This window comes from Leptospira meyeri (assembly GCF_004368965.1).
Classification (GTDB): Bacteria; Spirochaetota; Leptospiria; order Leptospirales; family Leptospiraceae; genus Leptospira_A; species Leptospira_A meyeri.
The window spans coordinates 2,086,009-2,106,982 of sequence record NZ_SORO01000001.1 but is presented as its reverse complement, the minus strand read 5'-3'; the positions used below and the strand labels follow the sequence as shown (position 1 = coordinate 2,106,982).

General features: G+C 39.2%; 21 protein-coding genes and 1 tRNA gene. 8 read left to right on the top strand and 14 right to left on the bottom strand.

The features are described from left to right. Nucleotides 1-3 precede the first annotated feature (3 nt). The 9 genes from pth to CLV96_RS09785 all read right to left on the bottom strand — a co-directional run bounded on the left by pth (nucleotide 4) and on the right by CLV96_RS09785 (nucleotide 6,728). Entirely contained in the window at nucleotides 4-567 is a 564-nt protein-coding gene (pth, locus tag CLV96_RS09825) for an aminoacyl-tRNA hydrolase (protein WP_004786830.1), read from the bottom strand. Nucleotides 568-586: 19 nt separating this feature from the next. Next, the gene (locus CLV96_RS09820) at nucleotides 587-1,219 is read right to left on the bottom strand and encodes a 50S ribosomal protein L25/general stress protein Ctc (protein ID WP_004785697.1); all 633 of its coding nucleotides are present in this window, start codon (nucleotides 1,217-1,219) and stop codon (nucleotides 587-589) included. Nucleotides 1,220-1,236: 17 nt separating this feature from the next. Beyond that, nucleotides 1,237-2,178 (bottom strand): ribose-phosphate pyrophosphokinase, encoded by a 942-nt coding sequence (locus CLV96_RS09815; protein WP_004784340.1) that lies wholly within the window; start codon nucleotides 2,176-2,178, stop codon nucleotides 1,237-1,239. Next, nucleotides 2,175-2,936, bottom strand: coding sequence for a sugar phosphate nucleotidyltransferase (locus tag CLV96_RS09810; protein WP_081581548.1), 762 nt, complete (start codon nucleotides 2,934-2,936; stop codon nucleotides 2,175-2,177). Before CLV96_RS09810 ends, CLV96_RS09815 begins: the two co-directional genes overlap by 4 nt. A gap of 27 nt (nucleotides 2,937-2,963) precedes the next feature. Beyond that, nucleotides 2,964-3,039: transfer RNA gene (locus CLV96_RS09805), tRNA-Gln, on the bottom strand. Nucleotides 3,040-3,043: 4 nt separating this feature from the next. Further along, nucleotides 3,044-3,955, bottom strand: coding sequence for a 4-(cytidine 5'-diphospho)-2-C-methyl-D-erythritol kinase (locus tag CLV96_RS09800; RefSeq protein ID WP_004787498.1), 912 nt, complete (start codon nucleotides 3,953-3,955; stop codon nucleotides 3,044-3,046). Nucleotides 3,956-3,965: 10 nt separating this feature from the next. Further along, nucleotides 3,966-4,922 carry a WYL domain-containing protein gene (locus tag CLV96_RS09795; RefSeq protein WP_004787439.1) on the bottom strand — a complete coding sequence of 319 codons (957 nt, stop codon included), beginning with the start codon at nucleotides 4,920-4,922 and terminating at the stop codon, nucleotides 3,966-3,968. Continuing rightward, nucleotides 4,922-6,094, bottom strand: coding sequence for an ACP S-malonyltransferase (locus CLV96_RS09790; RefSeq protein WP_004786536.1), 1,173 nt, complete (start codon nucleotides 6,092-6,094; stop codon nucleotides 4,922-4,924). Before CLV96_RS09790 ends, CLV96_RS09795 begins: the two co-directional genes overlap by 1 nt. 361 nt (nucleotides 6,095-6,455) lie before the next feature. Further along, nucleotides 6,456-6,728 carry a hypothetical protein gene (locus tag CLV96_RS09785; RefSeq protein ID WP_004787136.1) on the bottom strand — a complete coding sequence of 91 codons (273 nt, stop codon included), beginning with the start codon at nucleotides 6,726-6,728 and terminating at the stop codon, nucleotides 6,456-6,458. A gap of 49 nt (nucleotides 6,729-6,777) precedes the next feature. Here CLV96_RS09785 and CLV96_RS09780 point away from each other — a divergent pair, with 49 nt between their 5' ends. Further along, nucleotides 6,778-8,370: a sodium:solute symporter family protein gene (locus CLV96_RS09780; RefSeq protein WP_004785966.1), complete on the top strand. Its 1,593-nt coding sequence runs from the start codon at nucleotides 6,778-6,780 to the stop codon at nucleotides 8,368-8,370. 80 nt (nucleotides 8,371-8,450) lie between these two features. Beyond that, nucleotides 8,451-8,762: a hypothetical protein gene (locus tag CLV96_RS09775; RefSeq protein ID WP_020776078.1), complete on the top strand. Its 312-nt coding sequence runs from the start codon at nucleotides 8,451-8,453 to the stop codon at nucleotides 8,760-8,762. Nucleotides 8,763-8,784: 22 nt separating this feature from the next. On the opposite strand, the gene CLV96_RS09770 is transcribed toward CLV96_RS09775, so the two are convergent. The 5 genes from CLV96_RS09770 to CLV96_RS19815 form a co-directional block, all read right to left on the bottom strand. Beyond that, nucleotides 8,785-9,564: a M23 family metallopeptidase gene (locus CLV96_RS09770; RefSeq protein ID WP_040917242.1), complete on the bottom strand. Its 780-nt coding sequence runs from the start codon at nucleotides 9,562-9,564 to the stop codon at nucleotides 8,785-8,787. Beyond that, complete coding sequence (locus CLV96_RS09765) at nucleotides 9,509-10,939, bottom strand: flavin-containing monooxygenase (RefSeq protein WP_004787580.1); 1,431 nt, start codon at nucleotides 10,937-10,939, stop codon at nucleotides 9,509-9,511. Before CLV96_RS09765 ends, CLV96_RS09770 begins: the two co-directional genes overlap by 56 nt. A gap of 121 nt (nucleotides 10,940-11,060) precedes the next feature. Continuing rightward, nucleotides 11,061-11,633 carry a hypothetical protein gene (locus CLV96_RS09760; protein WP_004786496.1) on the bottom strand — a complete coding sequence of 191 codons (573 nt, stop codon included), beginning with the start codon at nucleotides 11,631-11,633 and terminating at the stop codon, nucleotides 11,061-11,063. A 33-nt stretch (nucleotides 11,634-11,666) separates the two neighbouring features. Beyond that, the gene (locus CLV96_RS09755) at nucleotides 11,667-12,140 is read right to left on the bottom strand and encodes a thioredoxin family protein (protein WP_004787089.1); all 474 of its coding nucleotides are present in this window, start codon (nucleotides 12,138-12,140) and stop codon (nucleotides 11,667-11,669) included. Between the two features lie 3 nt (nucleotides 12,141-12,143). Beyond that, on the bottom strand, nucleotides 12,144-12,293 hold the full coding sequence (locus tag CLV96_RS19815) for a hypothetical protein (protein ID WP_002972862.1): 150 nt from the start codon (nucleotides 12,291-12,293) through the stop codon (nucleotides 12,144-12,146). Nucleotides 12,294-12,409: 116 nt separating this feature from the next. Between CLV96_RS19815 and CLV96_RS09750 the strand changes: the two genes are divergently transcribed. From CLV96_RS09750 to CLV96_RS09725, 6 genes are all read left to right on the top strand, one after another. Next, nucleotides 12,410-15,094, top strand: coding sequence for a valine--tRNA ligase (locus CLV96_RS09750; RefSeq protein WP_004784315.1), 2,685 nt, complete (start codon nucleotides 12,410-12,412; stop codon nucleotides 15,092-15,094). Next, nucleotides 15,084-16,361 (top strand): phosphoribosylamine--glycine ligase, encoded by a 1,278-nt coding sequence (purD, locus tag CLV96_RS09745; RefSeq protein WP_004787331.1) that lies wholly within the window; start codon nucleotides 15,084-15,086, stop codon nucleotides 16,359-16,361. The genes CLV96_RS09750 and purD overlap by 11 nt, the downstream gene beginning before the upstream one ends. Next, nucleotides 16,361-17,200: a hypothetical protein gene (locus CLV96_RS09740; RefSeq protein WP_004786548.1), complete on the top strand. Its 840-nt coding sequence runs from the start codon at nucleotides 16,361-16,363 to the stop codon at nucleotides 17,198-17,200. The genes purD and CLV96_RS09740 overlap by 1 nt, the downstream gene beginning before the upstream one ends. Nucleotides 17,201-17,225: 25 nt before the next feature. Then, nucleotides 17,226-18,353: a peptide chain release factor 2 gene (gene prfB, locus CLV96_RS09735; protein ID WP_004786669.1), complete on the top strand. Its 1,128-nt coding sequence runs from the start codon at nucleotides 17,226-17,228 to the stop codon at nucleotides 18,351-18,353. A gap of 4 nt (nucleotides 18,354-18,357) precedes the next feature. After that, nucleotides 18,358-19,854, top strand: a complete 1,497-nt coding sequence (locus CLV96_RS09730; protein WP_004787237.1) for a sigma 54-interacting transcriptional regulator — start codon at nucleotides 18,358-18,360, stop codon at nucleotides 19,852-19,854. 62 nt (nucleotides 19,855-19,916) lie between these two features. Continuing rightward, nucleotides 19,917-20,966: an OmpA family protein gene (locus tag CLV96_RS09725; RefSeq protein WP_004784526.1), complete on the top strand. Its 1,050-nt coding sequence runs from the start codon at nucleotides 19,917-19,919 to the stop codon at nucleotides 20,964-20,966. The last annotated feature ends 8 nt before the right edge of the window (nucleotides 20,967-20,974 follow it).

The following is a 20,974-nucleotide window of genomic DNA, read 5'->3' as shown; positions in this document are numbered from 1 at the left end:
AAATCAAAGGTGATATTTCTGAATCACTTCGTCAATATCCCCCATGGATATGGAACGAATCGCCGCTTCGGCGTCATTGATGATCTGTATCAAACTCAAGTTCTCTAATGGCTCAAAATCTTCACGTAAAAATTCTTCTCTTTTTTTGGGATTGAAGCTCGAATTAAGAACGCCGATCCGAATTCGTATAAAATTCGGGGACCGTAATGAGACAGAAACCGAGTTGACCCCAGGGTTGACGTCGTTTTCCCCACCTTTGGTGACCACGATTTGGCCTAGCTCAAGGCCTACATCCTCGTGGATGACAACGATATCTTTTACCTGGATTTTTAAAAAGGAGGCAATGTAAAGAACCGACTCACCAGAGAGGTCGCTGAAGGTTTGTGGTTTGAGCAAAACCACTTCGTCCCCTTCAAAGTCACCACGACCGATGAGAGATTTCTTTTTCTTTGTTTTGATTTCGATGCCAATGTTGTTCGCAATGACATCTAGAATCTTGAAACCAATGTTAGATCGATTGTTATTATATTTATCGCCAGGATTTCCCAGCCCCACAATTAACTTCATTGGTTCCTAAAAGTAGATCTTATTTTTTACCAGCTTTTTTAGCTGCTGGTTTCCCTTTGTTGTCTGCTTCTGCTTTTTCAGCACGTTCTGCAGCTAGGATCGCTTTAGTTTTGCTACAAGAAGCAACAATCGGATCACCATTCACAAGGATTTCCCAGGACGCTGGGTGAGGAATTTCGGAAACTTTGATCATCATTCCAATATCCAAACCTGCTACATCTAAAGTGATTACGTCAGTTAAGTCTTCAGGAGTAGATTTAACTTTGATTTCATGAACTAGATGTTCGAACTGTCCACCTGCTTTTGATCCTTTCGCAACACCAGTAGTTTTGATTGCAACTGTTGTGAGGATTTTTTTACCAGGAGTCACTTTAAAGAAGTCGATGTGACGGATTTGACCTGTGTGTGGAAATCTTTGGATTTCTTTTACGAAAACTCTTTCTGTTTTACCATCAAGTTCTAGGTCGATGAGAGTTGCCTTACGGATTCCGGAGTCGATGAGTCTTTGGATTTCTTTTTCGACAACACTTGCCGATCTTGCTTCACCGTTTCCGATGATGTTTGCCGGTACTAAACCTTCCACACGCATTCTTCTTGCAGGACCTTTTCCTTTAGAAGTTCTTGTTTGTGCTTTGATACTGATTTTTTCCATGATTATGTTCCTTAAAGTTATGAAAACAGACTAGAGATTGATTCTTCGTTATGAATCCGCTCGATGGCTTTAGCAAAGAGTGGGGCGATGGAGAGCGTTTTCAAGTGATTTATTTTTTTGGTCTCCGGAATGGCGATAGAATTTGAGAGCACAATTTGTTTGAAGTTTCCTTCATTCAATTTGATCGGCGCTTCTCCGGAAAGAACTCCGTGTGATGCACAACATAATACCGATTTTGCTCCATTTTGGTACAGGGCAGTGGCTGCTTTCGCAATGGTTCCCCCCGTATCAATCATATCATCAAGTAATAAACAGTTTTTATCTTTAATTTCACCAATGACATGCATCACCACAGACTCGTTAGCTTTTGGTCTACGTTTGTCAATGATTGCAAGAGAACCGTTTACTTTTTTACCAAAGTTACGTGCTCTTTCTGCTCCACCAGAGTCTGGCGAAACAATGACTAAATCTTCCATACCAAGTGAGTTGATGTACTCAGCAAGGACTGGTGAGAAATACAAATGATCAACAGGAATACGAAAGAATCCTTGGATTTGGTCTGCGTGTAAGTCCATCGTGAGTACACGATCTGGACCAACAGTTTCGATCAAATCGGCCACCATACGAGCAGAAATCGGAACCCGTGGTTCTACCTTTCTATCTTGGCGTCCATATCCATAATAAGGAATAACGGCGGTAATGCGACGAGCAGAGGCTCTTCTTGCAGCATCAATGATAAGCAAAAGCTCCATCAAGCTGTCGTTAGCGGGATAGCTTATGGATTGAACCACAAACACATCACGGCCACGAACGTTTTCTTCGATTTTTACAGAACTTTCTCCATCGGAGAATCTCTTTACAGAGATTTGGCCGTTCGGAATGCCCAGGTGTTTACAGATTTCCTCGGCAAGAGGTCTATTTGCATTTCCAGAAAATACAACTACTTCGCTGGGATTCATACTCCAACCAACCCTTTATCTATATATTGTTTTGCGAGAGCTAAATCATCAGGAGAATTGATACCGTGGCTTTCTAACGCATTTGCCAAAGTTTTTGCTCCGACTTTTTTTCCCAAAGTTCTAAAAATTTTGATCACGTCTGTGAGGTAATATTCTTTTTGAGCATTGTTATTGCCAATTTGTTTTAAGGCACCGAACAAATCTTCAGTGTTAAAACAATAGGTTCCAGTGTTCACTTCATTTACAACTTTCTCTTCAGGACTTGCATCTTTTTCTTCTACAATGCGTAAAAGGCTACCGTCATCAGCAGAACGAATGATACGACCGTAACCTGTTGGGTTTTCCATTTTAGCGGAAAGAACAGTCGCAGAATATCCATTGGTTTTATGAAGTTCTATGAGTTCAGAAAAAGATTTTGCGGAAATGAGTGGAGCATCTCCGCAGGCAACAATCGTGTAACCAGTGTAAGGTGTTAATTGAGTTTCTGCCGAAAGGACAGCGTGACCTGTTCCTAGTTGTTCAGTTTGTTCGGCAAATTCTACACCGGAGAATGATTTTGCGATATCGGTAACGATATCTTTGCGGTAACCAACAACGACGACTTTTCGTTCGATGCCGGCGGATTCGATATTACGAAGAACGTGAATTAAAAGTGGAGATTCGTTCAGTACAACCGCAACCTTGGGAAGTTCACTCTTCATTCGAGTTCCTTTCCCCGCCGCCAAAATAACAGCAGTTACAGTATTATGTAGGTTCATCGTTCGTTCTATCGGATCTTTTAAAACTGGCTGGCCTGCTAGGATTCGAACCTAGGGAATGGCGATACCAAAAACCGCTGCCTTACCGCTTGGCTACAGGCCAGTTTCTAAAAAGAGAACGTTCGAAATTCCATATCGGGAAATCGATTGGAGACAATGCGAAGGGCTTCGTCTCTTTCTCTATCTGAAGGATAAATGCCGTAAAAGCAAGAACCCGAACCCGATAAAGAAGCATAGACTGCTCCCGACTCAAAAAACCCTAATCTCAATTCCTTTAGTAAGGGTTGGGTCTGAAAAGCGATTTTTTCAAACTCGTTCTCAAGCCTGTTTTGCAGGTATGCCCAATCCCCGACCTGAAGACTTCGAATTAAATCCTCTGCCAGAGATTTCCATACTTGGGAACCATAGGGTTTTTGTAAACTTTTTTGAAGGCCTGCGTACATAGAAGCTGTAGAAAGTCCGAAGGGAGGGATGGCCAAAATTCCTTTTCCTTTGGCAACAGAGATGGGTTCGAGCACTTCACCAATCCCACTCACAAAACAAGCGGAAGTTTGCAGGAAAAAAGGGACATCGGCCCCAATGGACTTCGCCAGGGAAATCTGCTCTTCTGTGGAAAGTTTTGTCAAAGGGAATAGTTCTTTTAAAAAAGACCCTGCATTGCTACTCCCTCCACCAATTCCCCCCTCGGGAGGGAGGTACTTTTGTAAGTGAATGGATATGGAAACAGGGTGGGAAAGGTAAGTGACTAACTTTTGAAAGGCCTTGTAGAGGATGTTTCTCGTAAAATCTCCCCTTTCTGAAACTTCTTCAAACTTTGAATATCGGTAACCCTGAAGGTGGTTTTCGGATATGAGGTGGATCTCTGAGTTTGTTCCGCCGGATAAGGTTTTGATTTCAATTTCCATCGGATCTCCCAAACTAATGGGAACAAAAACACTTCGGATTTCATGAAGTCCATCTTCTCTTTTGTATGGAACGAGCAAACCAATGTTAATCTTTCCTGGTGAAATAAATTTCAAGGAAATTTACCTATGGATGTGGATGGAGATTTTGTCTTGATGGAGCTAACGACTGCAAGTGCAGTAAAATGGAGGTTTTGATTTCATCTGGTTCCGAGACAAGAATAGAATTACCGTAACCAAGAATTGTTTGGATGAACCAGTTTTGATCTCGGATCGGTGATTGGAATTCTCTATAAACTGATTCACCAATTTGTTTTTGGTTTCCCGTTGGTGTCAGGTTTAGTTTCATTCCTAAATGATAAGAGGCTCCATCCGTGATCCAAAGTTTTGCATTCTCTTTGTTTTCGGAATCTGCACCAAACAATTGTTTGAATCCTTCTAGAAATTCTCCGGCCGTATCAGGTAGGGTTGGATATTTTGTATCAGTAATACTAATGTCTAAAATATAATCCAATCGGAAGGACCTGAATCCTTCTTTTGCCAAATCATAAGCCAATAGATAAGAATCATTTTCTTCCCATAACAACCAAGGAGCCAAAGTTCTTGTTTCTTTTTCTTGGGTATCTCTTTTCCAATAAACAATAGTTAGTGTTTTTTTGGCACCAATGGCTTCGATAATGGTTTCTTTTGTTTTTTGGTAGGGAGACCAATCTCCTGAAGGAATGACCGAATCAATTTTGTCTAAAATGGATTTTTTAACTTTAGAATCTTCGGTGTTTTTATCAGTGATTAGAAGAGAACGAAGGAGTGACCATTCTTTTGGTGAAAGTGGTAAGGCAGAATCAACAGCAATGGGGAGTCTGATTTTTACTTTCTCCCCATCAAAATCTAAATCTACTGCATCAGTGGGCGAATAAGGATACATCTCAATCATATACAACTCACCCAAATCTTTTTTGAGGGATGCGATTGATTTATGGCCAGTTACGCTTTGAATTTCTTCTAATCCAAGCCCTTCTGGATGTGAAGCCAGAAGGCGGATTAAATTTAATTTGGAAGCGGCCCGAGCAGTAGATGGATTCATTATGCTTCTAGAATTACTTTTAATTCCTTTGCATTAGATGCACATAATGATTGTTTTTCGATGTTTTTTGCTTTGAGGTGTCCACCAGTAAGTCTTTGGCTCACAACACTAGGTCCAAAGTCAATGATTGTGTTGATGGCACTGTCATTGAAAATAGGAGCAATCGCCAAATCCCAGTAAAGTGGCTCAATGAGAACCATTTTAAAAAGAATGTCACGAAGGTTTCCATCTTTTTGTAAGTTGTGACCATCATAGATGCTATATACAGGAACTTTTAGATCAGCGCCAGTATAAGGGAATGGAACCACAGATGCATCTTCCGCATTGAATTTATCAAGTGAAGTTTCCATAAATGGGCAATGGAAAGGTGCAGTTGTTTTCAAATACACAAACTTAAATTTCTTTTCGTCCATTTCTGCTTTCCATTGTTTACGGAATGCAAGAAGAGAAGAAGGAAGTGCAGAAAGAATCATGGAATCAGGAGTGTTGTATAAAGAAATGAAAACTGTGTCTTGGCCTTTGAGTCCTAGAGAATCATTTGTTTTTTTCACTCTTTCTTCTAATTCATCTTTTGAATAACCGATCACAGCAACCATTGGTGCTGGATTTTTATCGCCATTGGCTTCGTTTTCTTTCACAACTTCTTCTGGCACAACAAAGTTAGGATAAACTTTTTGACCATTGAATCCTAGATAAAAAACAAATTTTAAGAAATCAGAGTAAGCAGTTAGAAAATCGGCTCCATCTTTTCCAAGACCAACGAGAGCAGATGCAATGACCCCTTGGCTATGTCCGCTTAAAGCACCCGTTGCTTTGATGAGTTCTGCAGTTGGGTAACCACGTTTTGAAACCAGAACGTAATTTGCAATTTGTGTCATAAAGATGCCCGGTACAGAAATCGGTGCCCGAGCTAAATAATCTTCTGATGGAGCGGCATCTGGATTCTCAATCCAAGCTTTGAAATCAAATCCTTCATTAAGGAGAGGACTTTTGCCATCACGGTCAGCTATTTCAGCAATGGTTTTGAAACTTGTTTCGAAAAATTCTTTGAGTTCTGGTTCTGCGTATAATTTTACGAGTTCTTTTAGATAAGGTGAACCCTGTCCTCCAAATTGAAGGAAAAATTTTTGTGAATTTTGGAGGGTACCAGTAAGGAGTTTGGCCGATGTCATTTTATCTTCCTGAGATATGATTTTTCTGTTACCGTACAGATCGGACTTCCTAGAACAAGGAGAAAATTCGAATGAGGAACTTAAGAAAGGGGGTGGATATTGGCATTTAATGTCTTTGGAGAGTGAATTTAGATGGAAAGTCATTGGAATTCGAAGGTCAGGTTCGATGGAAACTGGGTTACTTTGGATCTCTAGTTAAGAAAGAAAGGGGGTGAAAAAGGTAAGTGAGTTACTTTTTTGCGTGCTTTCAGTTGGGAACTGACTGAAAAACGAAAGCCAGTTACCATTTTCAGTGACTTTCAAAGGAAACTCGGTGAAAAAAGTAAGCTAGTTTACTTTTCCTATTTCACCAGTTTCCAATTTATGCGGCTTTACTGTGCTCGAGATTGGATTTGATGCGGTCGTGGTCCAAAGCGAGAAGAACAATATTTTCAAAATAGGTAGAAAAGTCGATCCTTCCAGATGAATAGTCTTCATGGAGAAGGGCTAGAAGAAGATAGAACATAGATCCTCCTGGTGGTTCCGAATCTATCAATGTGACATAATTCGAAAAGTCTTTTTCGATCAAAGAGTTACCTAGAGTGTCGACCAGTTCGGAAATTTTTGTAGGAAAATAATCTCTTCGTTGTCTCATTCGGGATTTCCTCTTTACAAAGATTGATTTTCACATCACTTACGAGCGTATGTTTGTATCGCTCGTCCCCATTGACTATCTAATCCTTTTGGTTTTTGTTGGGTTCATGATTGTGATTGGGGTTCTTCTTAAGAAATCCATGAACCAATCAAGTGATTTTCTTCTGGCGGGTCGGCGGATTCCTAGCTGGATCACTGGAATTGCCTTTATTTCCGCCAATATCTCTGCGCTTGAATTACTCGGGATGAGTGCGAGTGGCGCTGAATATGGATTTTTGACCTTCCATTTCTACTATTTAGGTGCCATCCCGGGAATGATTTTCCTTGGGATCTTTATGATGCCTTTTTACTATTCTTCAAAAATCAGAAGTGTACCTGAATACTTGCGTTTTAGATTTAATCGACCTGCTCACCTGCTGAACGCCTCCATCACATTATTATCGTTAGCACTCGGATCAGGTATTTATCTTTATTCTTTGTCCTTGGTCTTTGAAACAATGTTTGGTTGGAACCCTCATCTATCCATTTTATTTAGTGCCTTTATTGTTTTAGTTTATACATACTTTGGTGGGCTTAGTTCCTCGATTTATACGGAGGTGATGCAATTTTTTTTAACGGTTCTCGGTTTGTTCCCGCTTGTGATTATCGGATTAATCAAGTTAGGCGGTTGGGAAGGGCTTATGCAAAAAATTCCTAATTCGCATAAACATATGTGGTTGGGTCTAACCAATGGACAAAATGAACTAGGTTGGGATTTGTTAAGTGTAACAGTTGGACTTGGTTTTGTATTATCTTTTTCATATTGGACTTGTGGGTTTACTGAAGTGCAAAGAGCAATGGCTGCAAAAGATTATAGAGCCGCAAGAAGAACCCCACTCATCGGTGCTGTGTTTAAATTGTTTTTACCATTTTTAACAGTCATCCCTGGGTTAATTGCTTTAACTGAATTTTCAAAAGAAATGAATGGAGAATACAATAAAAGTTTTTTAATATTACTAAAAAACTTTTATCCTGCAGGAATGTTAGGCCTTGGAACCACAGCCCTACTCGCAGCGTTTATGGCAGGTATGTCTAGCTCCATCACTGCAATGAATACTATTTTTACTTATGATATTTACCAAACGTATATCAATCAAAACAGAGAGGATAAGGATTATTTAAAAATTGGAAAACTCTGCACTATGTTTGCCGTGATATTTGCCATCTTTGCATCTTATATAGCGATGCAGTTTGAGAATATTATGAACTACATACAGCTGTTATTCTCTTTTTTTAATGCGCCACTCATTTCTATATTTTTGTTAGGAATGTTTTGGAAACGTGCGTCTGGATGGAGCGCCTTTTATGGAATGTTATTCGGAACAGGAAGTGGATTGGTTCATTTTATACTATATGCACTAGGGATTATAAATTACAAATCGGATATGGTTTCTAATTTTTATGGAGCTATTTATTCAGGTTTGGTTTGTTTTTTAACAATGGTCATCGTAAGTTTTATTGAAAAGGAAGATCCAGGAAAGGATCTTCATGGTTTAATTTATTCGGATAGGGACAAAACAAATCCATTTTGGGATCCAAGAATTTTAGCCTGGGGTATTGGACTGATTGTCCTTCTCGCAGGATTTAATATCATTTTTGCATAAAGATTTATACGTACGTAATAAAATAGTAATTGAATGAGAGTATCAATCATTCTATGTTTGTTGCAGTATATACCAAGACCATGAAACCAAATCATTATACAGAAATTCCAGCCACATTCGAAGTTCAATTGGAGCAGCTAAAGGATTATGATTCTAAAAAACACATTAGTGCTAGAGGAATCATGTTTCTTCATCCTTATGACATAGAAGTACCATCTATATTAAAAGTGTCTTTAAAAATGATTTCTATGACAGGTTCTGTTGACTTTCTTGTAAAAACTTTGAAATGCGAAAAATTGGGAAACGAACCTTTGTATGAAATCCATTGTAATTTTTATGACACAAATGCTGAAAAAGAAGACGAAGTGTTGGGTTTTATCAGTAGTTACTGATTTCGTATATTAAAAAATTGCATTAAAGGGTCCCACCCTTTTCGATCAAATACTGAAAGCTTTCTTCAGAAAAAGATTTTTCTTTTGGTCCATATTGCATGAGCCACCTAGTTGGTGGCAAAAAACCTTCCGTTTTTAGTGCATAACCCCCACCTAACGGTCCACCGATTATTGATCGAAGTTCGAAGTGCAGATGTGCTGGGTAATTTCCACCGGCATCTCCAATGGTCCCAATCCATTCTGTTTTTTTTACTAATTGTCCAGGCTCTACATCAATGGTATGAAGGTGGGCATAAACAGTTTCTAAAAACCAAAAATCACCATTCCCCACATTATGATAATGGACAATCCGAACCACTTTTCCCCAACCACCGCCGTAATCGGCAATTTCAGAGACCACTCCATTTCCGAAAGCATAGGCTGGAGCTGCGTAATCACTATCACCACCAGTGATTGCATTCCAATCTTCGCCTAAATGTTTTCTCCCGCCAAACTTACCATTTTCGGCCCCAAACTTTTGAGCTAGATAGTAACCTTCTGCATACTTTCCACCTACGGGGAATTCGAAGTCGGTAGCTTGGAAAGAGGGGTATCGTTTGAGAATGGGAAAAGGGTCGGTGGTGCGAACTTCACCGGATGATTCCATCCATCCGAAGAGAGGATTTCCTTGGTAAGAATAACCTTTGGATACACAACCTGTCCCGAGGAGCGCAAGACAGATTGCGAGAATAAAAGGAAAAAATTGATTATTTGCTGCGAACCAATTTCTTTTTAGAAGATCTCGAAGATTTTGAAGTATCATGACGCCCTTCCGAAAGGAATTCCGCTCGTGCTTCGATTGGCAAATGGTTTCCGAGTTTTGCGGATCTTTTTTTACCGGTTGCCATCTCTTCTTTCATCTCATATAGGAAAGAATCGTAATCCACTTGGATGGTGTGGCGCGTGCTACTCACATACCTTTTGTTCATTTTTTTTTGGTCACGTTCGATGAATTTTTCCATATCCTCTTTGGAAGGTAATACATAATTTCCTGTCAGATATTGTGCGATCCATTTTCCTTGGCATTCTGCGAGTGGCATAATGGCACCTAACGGTTGCATAAGTCCCACAAAAAACAAGTTATTCATTCCTGGTTTGATCATTTTGTAGAAAAGGGGAATGTAATTATTGGGTGCTGATAAAAAATCTTCATCAAAGAAAGGAAACTTGATATTATAACCTGTACAATAAATAAGAACATCCGCATCTTCTTCTGTTCCATCAGCAAAGGCTATTTTTTTTCCTTTGAGCTCTGTGATCACTGGTTTTGGTTTGATATCACCTCGACCCAATCGAACCAGTAAATCTTGAGAGATGGTCGGGTGGGCAGAACCAAATTTATGATCTGGTTTTGGCAAACCAAAGTCTTCCATCTTCCCTACACCAAAACGAATGAGAAGGTGAGCCAGTGTTTGTTGGATAAAAAACGGAACCCAGTGAGGTGTGTATTCAGTTAGTTTATCTAAGGGTTTTCCAAATAGATAGTTGGGAATGACATAAGCACCACGTCTTGCCGATAAAAAAACTTTTTTTGCAACCCCTGGTCTCGAAAGTTCAACAGAGATGTCCATGGCACTGTTACCCATACCTAGAACCACGACATTTTTACCTTCACAGTTAACGGGTGTTTTTGGGTCCACATAAGAGTGTGAATGAATGATTTGACCTGAAAACTTTCCAGGGAAGGCGGGATTCGGCCATCGTTCACTCCAGTGATGGCCATTGGCTACAACTAACGCATCATAGTATTTAACAGGGCCTCTTTCGGGAGTAATTTTCCAAATTCCATCTTCGGTTCGTTCCGCTTTTTTCACTCCATTCTTGAATTGAATGTGTTTGCGAAGTCCGAAATGATCTACGTAAGATAAAAAATAATTTTGAATGGGTTCATGATTTGGGTAGTCCGCATAATTTGTAGGCATCGGAAAATCACGGTATTCCATACGATCTCTGTGGGTATTGATATGAAGGGACTTATAAATATTACTGAGGCCGTTGTCGTTTTTGTAACGCCAGTTACCGCCAACATCACTTCCTTTTTCGTAACAATCAAAAGGAATTCCATTTTCCTTTAATGATTTAATGACTGTGATTCCGGAGGAACCGGCCCCGATCACACAAACTTTAGGAAGTGCCATAGTATTTCTCTCGCAACTAAAGATAGACTTAGGGAGAGATTTTCAGAATACAGAATGACGTTATCAAGAATATTTTACGTTTCTAAGTAAAAAAAGAGATATTTTGACATATATTCAATGTTTAACGATCAGATTTTGAAGGTTTTTCTTGGGTCTCCAAAAAAGAACGAATCTCTGCTTCTCCATTGGAGATTTGGATCTTTGTTATCTTTCCTGCTTTCAATTGAATCAGGGTTAAAGATCCTTTGATTCTTGGAAAAGGGTCCGCAACTTTTTCTTCTCTCACCAAACGAAGAGTATATGGATAAGATTTCATTTTTGGCAAGGCCACAAATTTTGAAATGAGAGATGGCATTCTGTGGATATCAGAAACTAACACAGCTTGTTTGGATTCCAAATATCCTTTTCCTTCTTTTTCCAAAATGGGATGGATAATTTTACTCGCATCCATATCAGCAATAAAAATTACCTTTGTGGTTTCCATTGGAATGGGACTTGGCTCTTCCCATTGGTTGGTATAATTGATTTCTGGAAGTACATTCCCAAGAACAAGAGTCGGAACGGCCTGTTCTTCTGCTGAGAGAGTAAGGGTCAAAAAAAGAATGGGATATAATAAAAGGTACCGAAGGGATTTTAAGAAGATTGTTTTGGAATTCAACGTAATGTTGACTCTTGGAAATTGGGCTTGGTTCATAATATCGAATTGTCTGTTAAAAACAAACTTCTCCTAAAGGCGATATAAATATTCTAAAACTTGTTCTTTTGTCATCTTACTTGCGTTAGAGAATTCTCCACCCTTTGTGGAAGTGAGAATTTTTCCTGTAGGTTCAATGACAACCAAAGCGGGAATTCCGTTTTGAATGGGATCTCCAAGTTTTTCATTTAGACTTAAGTTTTTGTCGAAGCGGCCTACATCTACTTTGAAGAGGATAAAATTTTCTTTGAGGAGGGCTTTGGTCTCTGGTTCCCCAAAAATCCCATCTAATGCTCTACAGTCGGGACACCAATCGGCACCAAAAACTACGATAAGTTTTCGGTTTGAGTCTTTGGCAATGCCCAAACTTTCCTCGTATTGAGAAAATATTATGTCACTTTGTTTGGAGCAGTAGGAGAATGTGGTAAGTGTGAATCCCAAAAATAGGAGAGAGAAAAGAATTCGGAATCTGTGTTCCATATAAAAAGCGGAAGAAACCTTCCGCATGCCTTATTTCTTTGCGATTTCTTTTAGGATTTCTTGTCTTTTTTTATCTTTATCGATATGGGAAAGAGACAACCAATCGCGTTTCAATTGTTTTTCTGAAACACCTTTGAAGGTTGCATATTTACCGAGAATTTTTGCTGTTTTTGCGTTCATGCCAACCAGATTCTTTTGCCTCTCCTTTCTGTCAATGCGAACCTTGGTTGCTGTTTCATCCTTGACCCCTAAACTCTTTACGAAACATAGTAAAGTGCAAGAAATCCAAAGACCCTATGAAATCACAGCTACCTGACCGTTACGATCCCGAATCTGTAGAGCCCAAATGGATAAAAACTTGGGAAGAGAAACAAACCTTCGCACCTGACTCTTCTCGCAAAGAAACATTTTCGATCGTCATCCCTCCACCAAACGTAACAGGGAATTTACATATTGGACATGCGCTCAATCATACCATCCAAGACATTATCATTCGTATCGAACGTAAAAAAGGTAAAAATGTAGTTTGGGTTCCAGGGATGGATCACGCAGGAATCGCAACACAAGTGGTTGTCGAACGTGAGTTAGGAAAAGAAGGGAAGTCTAGAACTGATTTTACTCGCGAAGAATTTATAAAAAAAGTTTGGGAATGGAAAGCTCATTCCGGTGGAATGATTGCCAAGCAACAACGGTTACTTGGTGAATCGGTAGATTGGTCTCGAGAACGTTTCACTTTTGATGAAGGACTTTCCAAAGCGGTAATCAAAGTATTCCGTAGTTTATATGATGAAGGTTTGATTTATCGTGGTGAAAGAATCATCAACTGGTGTCCTGTTACCAAAACTGCAATCTCTGACATTGAAGTAGAGTATAAAGAAAAACAAGGAAAACTCTATCATATCAAATATCCGAAAGCAGAATTCAAATCGAAGGATCCAAAATCTCTGTCCAAAGGAGAATACATCGTTGTGGCAACCACAAGACCCGAAACGATGTTTGGTGACGTGGCAGTTTGTGCTCATCCAGATGACGCACGTTACACAGATTTAAAAGATAAATTTGTATTTTTACCGATCGCTGGAAAAGAAATTCCAGTTTTGTTTGATTCCTTTGTAGATAAAGAATTTGGTTCCGGCCTTGTGAAAATCACTCCTGCACATGATATCAATGACTATGAAGCAGGACTTCGTCTAAAACTCACTCCCGTCAATATTATGAACTTGGATGGAACTTTAAATGAACAAACCGGTAAATACAATGGACTCGACCGATTTGAAGCTCGCAAACGAGTTGTGGAAGAACTCGAAACAAATGGTTATATTGAAAAAATAGAAACTCATATCCATAGTGTGGGACACAACCAAAGGGGTGGAGCGGTAATTGAACCGTTGTTATCGACTCAGTGGTTTGTGAAAATTGAATCCCTCGCTAAACCTGCCATTGAAGTTGTGAAATCAGGTAAGGTTCAATTCCAACCCAAGATGTGGGAAAAAACATACTTTGAATGGATGGAAAATATTCGCGATTGGTGTATTTCTCGCCAACTTTGGTGGGGTCATCGAATTCCAGCTTATTATGCACCAAACGGAGAGATGGTGGTTGCTGAATCCGTCGAGGAAGCAGTGTCTTTGTTTTCTGATAAAGGTGTGAGTGTAACAAAAGAGAACATTAAACAAGATGAAGACGTATTGGATACTTGGTTCTCTTCAGGACTTTGGCCATTTACTGTTTTCGGTTGGCCAGAAAATTCGGAAGAACTCGAACAATACTATCCTACCTCAGTGTTAGTTACCGGGTTTGATATCATTTTCTTCTGGGTTGCTCGGATGATTATGAACGGCCTTAAATTTATGGGTGACGTTCCTTTCCAAAAGGTTCTCATCCATGGACTCGTTCGTGATAAAGACGGTAAAAAGTTTAGTAAGTCATTGGGGAATGTCGTAGATCCTTTGGATATGATGAATAAATACGGAACGGACTCGTTTCGATTTTTCCTCGCTGCAGTGTTACCCGAAGGAAAAGATATTCTTTTCGATGAATCAAGGTTAGACGGCTATCGATCTTTCTGTAATAAAATTTGGAATTCGAGTCGGTTTATTTTTATGAACCTACCGGAAGAGTTCACAGCCAAAGAACCAGAAATCAATTCTTTAGAAGATACTGACCTTTGGATTTTGAATGAGTTTGACCGGATGCTTAGCAAGTATGAGAAAGCCTATTCTGGTTATCTATTTTTCGAAATGGCAAATGCTGTTTATGATTTTGTTTGGGGATCTTTTTGTGATTGGTATTTGGAATTAACCAAAGCACGTGTATATGGCAATGTAACACCGGAATCACAAGAGAAAGCTCGCCTTGTGCTTGTGAGTGTTTTGAAAAAATCACTTGGACTTCTTCATCCGTTTATGCCATTCATCACGGAAGAAATTCATTCTTTACTAGAACCTACGGAACTTGCGAAAACAGAATTTCCAAAACCTTATGGAGTTTCTGATTCGGCACCGGCTGTGGTTAGAATGGAACTTGTGCGAGAAATCATCACAAAGATTCGAAATATGAGAGCAGAACTCGGAGTCAAACCTGAGAAAAAATGTAAGGTCATCATCAAGTGCAATCATAAAGAATTAAAAGAGATGATGGAAAGAGAAATCAAATCCATCCTTCAACTTTCCAAAGCTGAAAGTTTGGAATTTCTAGATTCTTATGAAGCCAAAAATACGGATTCAGTGGGTGCATTTTCTATTGGAGAAATTTTTCTTCCTTTGGAAGGTATTTTTGATTTTGAAAAAGAAAAACAACGATTGGAAAAAGAGAAAAAACAAATCCAATTGGAAATGGAAAAGTTGGAAAATAAAATCAACAATCCATCTTTCTTAGAAAAAGCAAAACCAGATGTCGTAGAAAAAGAAAGAGAAAAGTATAATACTTGGAAAGAGAAACTAGATAGTACGGTAAGGGCTTTAGAAAAAATTGGAACATAAGTTTAAAGTTTTACTCATTGGAAGTGGCGGAAGAGAGCATGCGTTAGCGGATGCTATCTCTAAATCGAAATCATTGGAATCACTTCGGGTATTTCCAGGTAACGGTGGTTTTTCGAAAGATATATTACTAGATTCAAAAGAGATATCCATCACTGATAAATCTAAGTTTTTTGATTATTTAAAATCTTCGGGAACAAACCTCGTTGTAGTTGGCCCAGAAGATCCACTTGTGAATGGACTTTCGGATTGGTGTGCAGAGATTGGGATCCCTTGTTTTGGACCTTCTGCTTATTGTGCGCAAGTAGAAGGAAGCAAACATTTTGCAAAAGAAATGATGAAACGAGCCAAAGTTCCAACGGCTTCCTTTGCTGTGTTTACAGACCATGAGTCTGCCTGGAGTTATGCACAAAAAGAAATTTTACCTTTAGTGGTCAAAGCTGATGGCCTTGCTGCGGGAAAAGGTGTCACGGTTGCCTTTGAAATGAAAGAAGTTAAACAGGCATTAGATGAAATCTTCTTAGAATCAAAGTTTGGTGAAAGTGGAAATAAAGTAGTTTTGGAATCCTTTTTAGAGGGGGAAGAAGCGTCCCTTTTTGTGATTACAGATGGAGAAAGGTATATGTGCCTTCCTGCGGCTCAGGACCACAAACGTGCCTATGATGGAGATATTGGCCCAAATACCGGTGGAATGGGAGCTTATGCGCCGGCTCCGATTGTAACAGACTCGGTTCTTTCCAAGGTAAAGGAACTCGTCATTGAACCAATGTTACATGAATTTAAAGCTGCGGGCCATCCTTACAAAGGGCTTCTTTATGTTGGGCTGATGATTACCAAAGAAGGGAATCCGAATGTGGTGGAATTTAACTGTCGATTTGGAGATCCAGAGACGCAGTGTGTATTGCGTTTGTTAGATGAGGATATTTTGCCGATTTTTTATGCATCTGCTGTGGGAAATCTTCCGGAAAGAAATCTAAAACTAAAAGAGGGTTTTTCTGCAATTGTGGTACTTGCGGCCAAAGGGTATCCCGACTCACCACAAAAAGGAATGCCATTGGAGATTCCATCAAACGAAGGGAATGTGGTCGTTTACCATGCTGGAACTAAAAACCAAGACGGCGAAATTTTAGCAAACGGCGGGAGAATTCTCGGAATTACTTCTTGTGGAAGTTCCTTAAAATATGCAATTAATGATTGTTATGCGTTCATCGGAAAAATCAAAGCTCCGGATACTTTTTATAGAAAAGATATAGGAAGGCGTGCTCTCTAATGCCATTTAGTATCTCTGGAAATTTTAAAAATTGTGAACGTGCCAATCTTCGCAATTTTGAAAAACATCTGGGGATCATTTTGTCTGAAAACCAAACCCAACTCCAACAACATTTGATGATTCGTCGTGCTCTTCAAAACTTAAGTGGGTCTGTGAGTGTTCTTTCGGGGCTTAGTCGTCAGGAGTTGTTATCTTTTATTTTTATCCTCACTCAATTTGGCGATATCATTCGTTCGGAAACACCACCGGAATACCTTCAATTGGAATCCATTCCTTATGTGATTGAATGGGCAAAAGGCCATTATATGATCCCGATGGAAATTTTAGAACATTTGGCTCATGAACGAATCTTTAAAGACCAAGGGTATTTGTTTGCACTCATTCCTTCTTTATCGATTAAAGAAAAAAAATCTTGGATCCGTTGGATCGGTGTGGATTTTGAAAAGGGTGGAGATCGGGATTTAAATTTTGAAATTTATTCCCAGTGCCGTGTTTTACAAAAACCATTTCTTGGTAAGTCGCTTGTCCAAGAATCAGAAATTCGTTTGGAACAAATTTGGCCTAGAGGTAAAAACGAATACATCGATTGGTTTTATAAAGGTCTTTCTACTTTTTATTATTCTATGGAAGAGATGAGCAGAAAAGAAAAAGATCCTTTTTTACTTCATGTCATTGAACTCATTAAATCAGGTAAATTCATTCTCAAACGTTTGCCTGATACATACGGAAAAGAATCAAGTTATTCTCTAGTCGGAACTGTAGAAGGTAACACTCCACAACTGAGGGAAACGACCTTCCAGTGGGAAGTGGAACGACTTCGCAAAGATTCTTTGTTTTAAAACTTCCACTTCGGATTTACGCATTATGGATAGATCACTAAAAGACTTAAAAAAACAAACATCAGAAATGATTGAAACCTTTCAATCCTATTGGACGGCTCAAAATTTCCAGGAAGACTACGACCGTTTATCCTCACTCATTGAAAAAGCAAACGATCCCAAATTATGGGACTCACCTGACCAAGCAAAAACAGTCACTCAAAAAAGAAATGAGTTACAGCTAAAGTTAGATCCTTGGTTGGATTTAAAAAAGGAACTGATTGATTTTCCTGATTTGATTGAACTCACTTCGGAAGAAATGGGTGAGTCTGGTTTAAAATCTTTAAACGATGATTTTGATCGTATGTTTGAGACATTTGAAAACTTGCAAATGTTAGATGCCCTTGCTGGTAAAGATGATGGTAAGGCTGCCTTTATCAATATCCATCCAGGTGCTGGTGGAACAGAATCTCAAGACTGGGCTGATATGTTACTGCGAATGTACACAAGGTTTTGTGAACAAAAAGGATACCGAGCAGAACTTGTCGATTACCAACCGGGTGAAACTGCTGGAATCAAAAACGCCACACTTTACATCCAAGGGGATCATCCATTTGGATATTTAAAATGTGAATCGGGAGTACATCGATTGGTTCGGATCTCACCTTTTGATTCCAACAAAAGAAGACATACTTCTTTTGCCTCTGTGTATGTAACACCGGAAGTAGATGATGACATCCAAGTGAACATCGAAGAAAAGGACCTTCGTGTGGATGTTTATCGTTCCTCTGGTGCTGGGGGACAGCACGTCAACACAACAGACTCTGCCGTGCGAATCACACACATTCCTACAGGTGTTGTTGTTTCTTGTCAGATGGAAAGATCCCAAATCAAAAACCGTGACACCGCAATGAAAATGTTACGTGCTCGTTTGTATGAAATGGAAAAACAAAAAGCCGAAGAAGAAAACGCAAAAAAAGCGGGTGAAAAACGTGATATCTCTTGGGGATCACAAATTCGAAGTTATGTGTTTCATCCTTATAATTTGGTAAAAGACCATAGAACCGATTTTGAAACAGGAAACGTTCATGCGGTGATGGATGGTGACTTGGAAGATTTTATTATTGCTTACTTAAAATACCTGACAAACCAAAAGGCAAACGCAAAAGTATAACCAAATGTCTGTAAAACAGGATATTTCCGGTACATTAAGGAAAATCCAAAAAGAAATTCAACAACTTCCGAATATTACGGATCGTTTGAATTTCATTTTGGACATGACTCTAACTTTGTTTGGAGCCTCTACCGGTAGTATTTCTATTATGGACCAAGAAGAAAAAGTCCTCACCATTGTTGCGGCAAAAGGAATGGATTGGGAGAAAAAAATTGCTGCCAAACTTCCTTTCAATTTGGGAGTCACCGGTCGTGCTGCATCCACTAGAGAAATCATCTATGTCCCTGATGTGACTTTAGATAAAGATTATGTAAAACTCATTGAAACCGTTCGTTCGGAACTTGCCATCCCTCTGTTGACTAGAGATTCAACAGTTGGGGTTTTAAACTTAGAATCCGATAAGGTAAATTTTTTCTCACCAGATATCATCAACCAAGCCACGTTATTTGCATCTCAGTTAACAATTGTGATTCTTGAAGAACGAATTGCGAAAGAAGCCTTTGAAAAATCCAAAAGAGAAGAAGATCCTGTTGAAGAAATTTTAGGGTATGATCCGAGTATTTTGTTTTTAAAACATAGGATTCGTCAGGTGGGTCCCTCCGATACTTCGGTGATGATCATTGGAGAAGAAGGTGCCGGTAAAAAACTAGTCGCTAAGGCTTTGCATTATATTTCTCAAAGAAAAAATGGTCCATTTCTCACTGTAGATTGTTCAGGTTTAAGTTATGAATTATTAGAAGCAGAGTTATTTGGTTCTCAAAGTGGAAAAATTTTCAATCCGGGAAAATTAGAACAGGCTAACGGTGGTTCACTTTACATTGAATCCATTGGGGATTTGCCAACCAATCTGCAAACAAAACTCTTTCATACCTTAAGGGATAAAACGATCTCAAATCCTTCGACAAAAAAAAAGGACGAAGTTTTAAATATCAGAATTTTTACAGGTAGCAAAAGAGATTTGTTGGAAGATATCCAGAAAGAAACTTTTTCTATGGATTTGTATTACCGCCTAGCGGAAGTTCCTTTACGAATGCCTCCATTACGAGAAAGAAGAGGGGATGTCCCACTTCTGGCTCACCATTTTTTATACCAATACAACAAACAATATGGAAGAAATAAAACTTTCTCCACTGAAGCGTTAAAGTCACTCACAGGAATGCCTTGGAGTGGGAATGTAAGGCAATTACAAAGTGTGATTCAATATGCGGTTCTTGTCCCACCGGAATCGGTTTTGGAACCTCACTCATTTATGCAGGATGGGAAACGAGAAACAGAGGTTCCGGCGAAGGTTCAGAGTTTTGCTTTGGGAACAGAAATTTTATCTCCTTCGGAAAATTTATCTTTGAACATTGCCATCGAAAGATTGGAGGCAATTTGGATCAAAGAAGCCTTCCAACGTGTCTCCACTCAGGAAGAGGCAGCCAAACTTTTGGGAATTAGTCGTGGTTCTTTGCAATATAAGATCAAAAATAACCAATTTCTCGACGGATTCAACACCTAAACTCCAGAAAAGAATGGATAGATTGGCCAACCCTGTCGATATGATTACTAAGGAGCTTTCACGTGGCAGATAGTTATTACCGTACCATCAGTGGTAAACATTATGATAATGAATTGTTAGAAATCGTTGAGAAAGCCACCAAACGTAGCAAAGCTCCTATTGGTAAAAACATTGCGAAAACTTTATTTGATGCCATCAAAGATGGTGGCGATTATACAGATGTTGAAAAACGAACTGTAAAATACATACGAGATAATTTTAAATTTAATCCTGAAGCAGATGAATACCTTCGTTCCGAAATTCGTAAATGGGCTGCTAAAATCTCGGTTCCTGCAGCAAAGAAAAAATCATCGGCTAAATCATCTGCAAAAAAAGAATCTGCAACAAAACGAAGTTCAGTTCGTTCGGCTAAGTCATCCGATGAAGGATTCACTCCTTATGTAGAAAGTTATGAATTTGGTGAATCATCTCGAGAGGAAATAGCGCCAACACCAGAATACAATGAGTTAGTTGCGCTGAATAAATTTCAAATCACACCAAGACAAAATCGTATCGGAAGACTCGTTTTACTTGGACTGGTTATCGTATTTTTAATTGTTTTGGTTATCTTTGGAATCCGTAGTTGCAATCGAGGTACAAAACCTTCACAAACGACGGGTCAAAATTTGAATGGTTCTTCTGATGTGGGAACTCGCTCTTTAGAGCGAGTGGAGTTATCCCAAGGAAAGGTGTCTAGCAGATTTGAATCCAGGGCCTCTGCCATTCGTTATATCAATGATTTACAAATTCGTTTCATCAAACAAAGTATGCAAACAGAAGATGGTGCCAGTGATAAAATCGCAACCTTAGCGGAAGCATTAAAGGCATACCCTGGGATCCGTGTCCGAGTAAAAGGACATACTTGTTTTATTGGTGAGATGGATGAAAACAAAATTCTATCAGACGAACGAGCAAAATTTATTTTTGATGAACTAGTGAAAAATGGCGTCAGTTCAACGCAGCTCGACTATCGTGGATTTGGTGAAACAGCTGAAATTGAATCTAATTCTACAGAAGCTGGTCGAATCAAAAATAGAAGAGTTGATTTTACTGTTTTATCGGTCACAGAATAACCGAATTA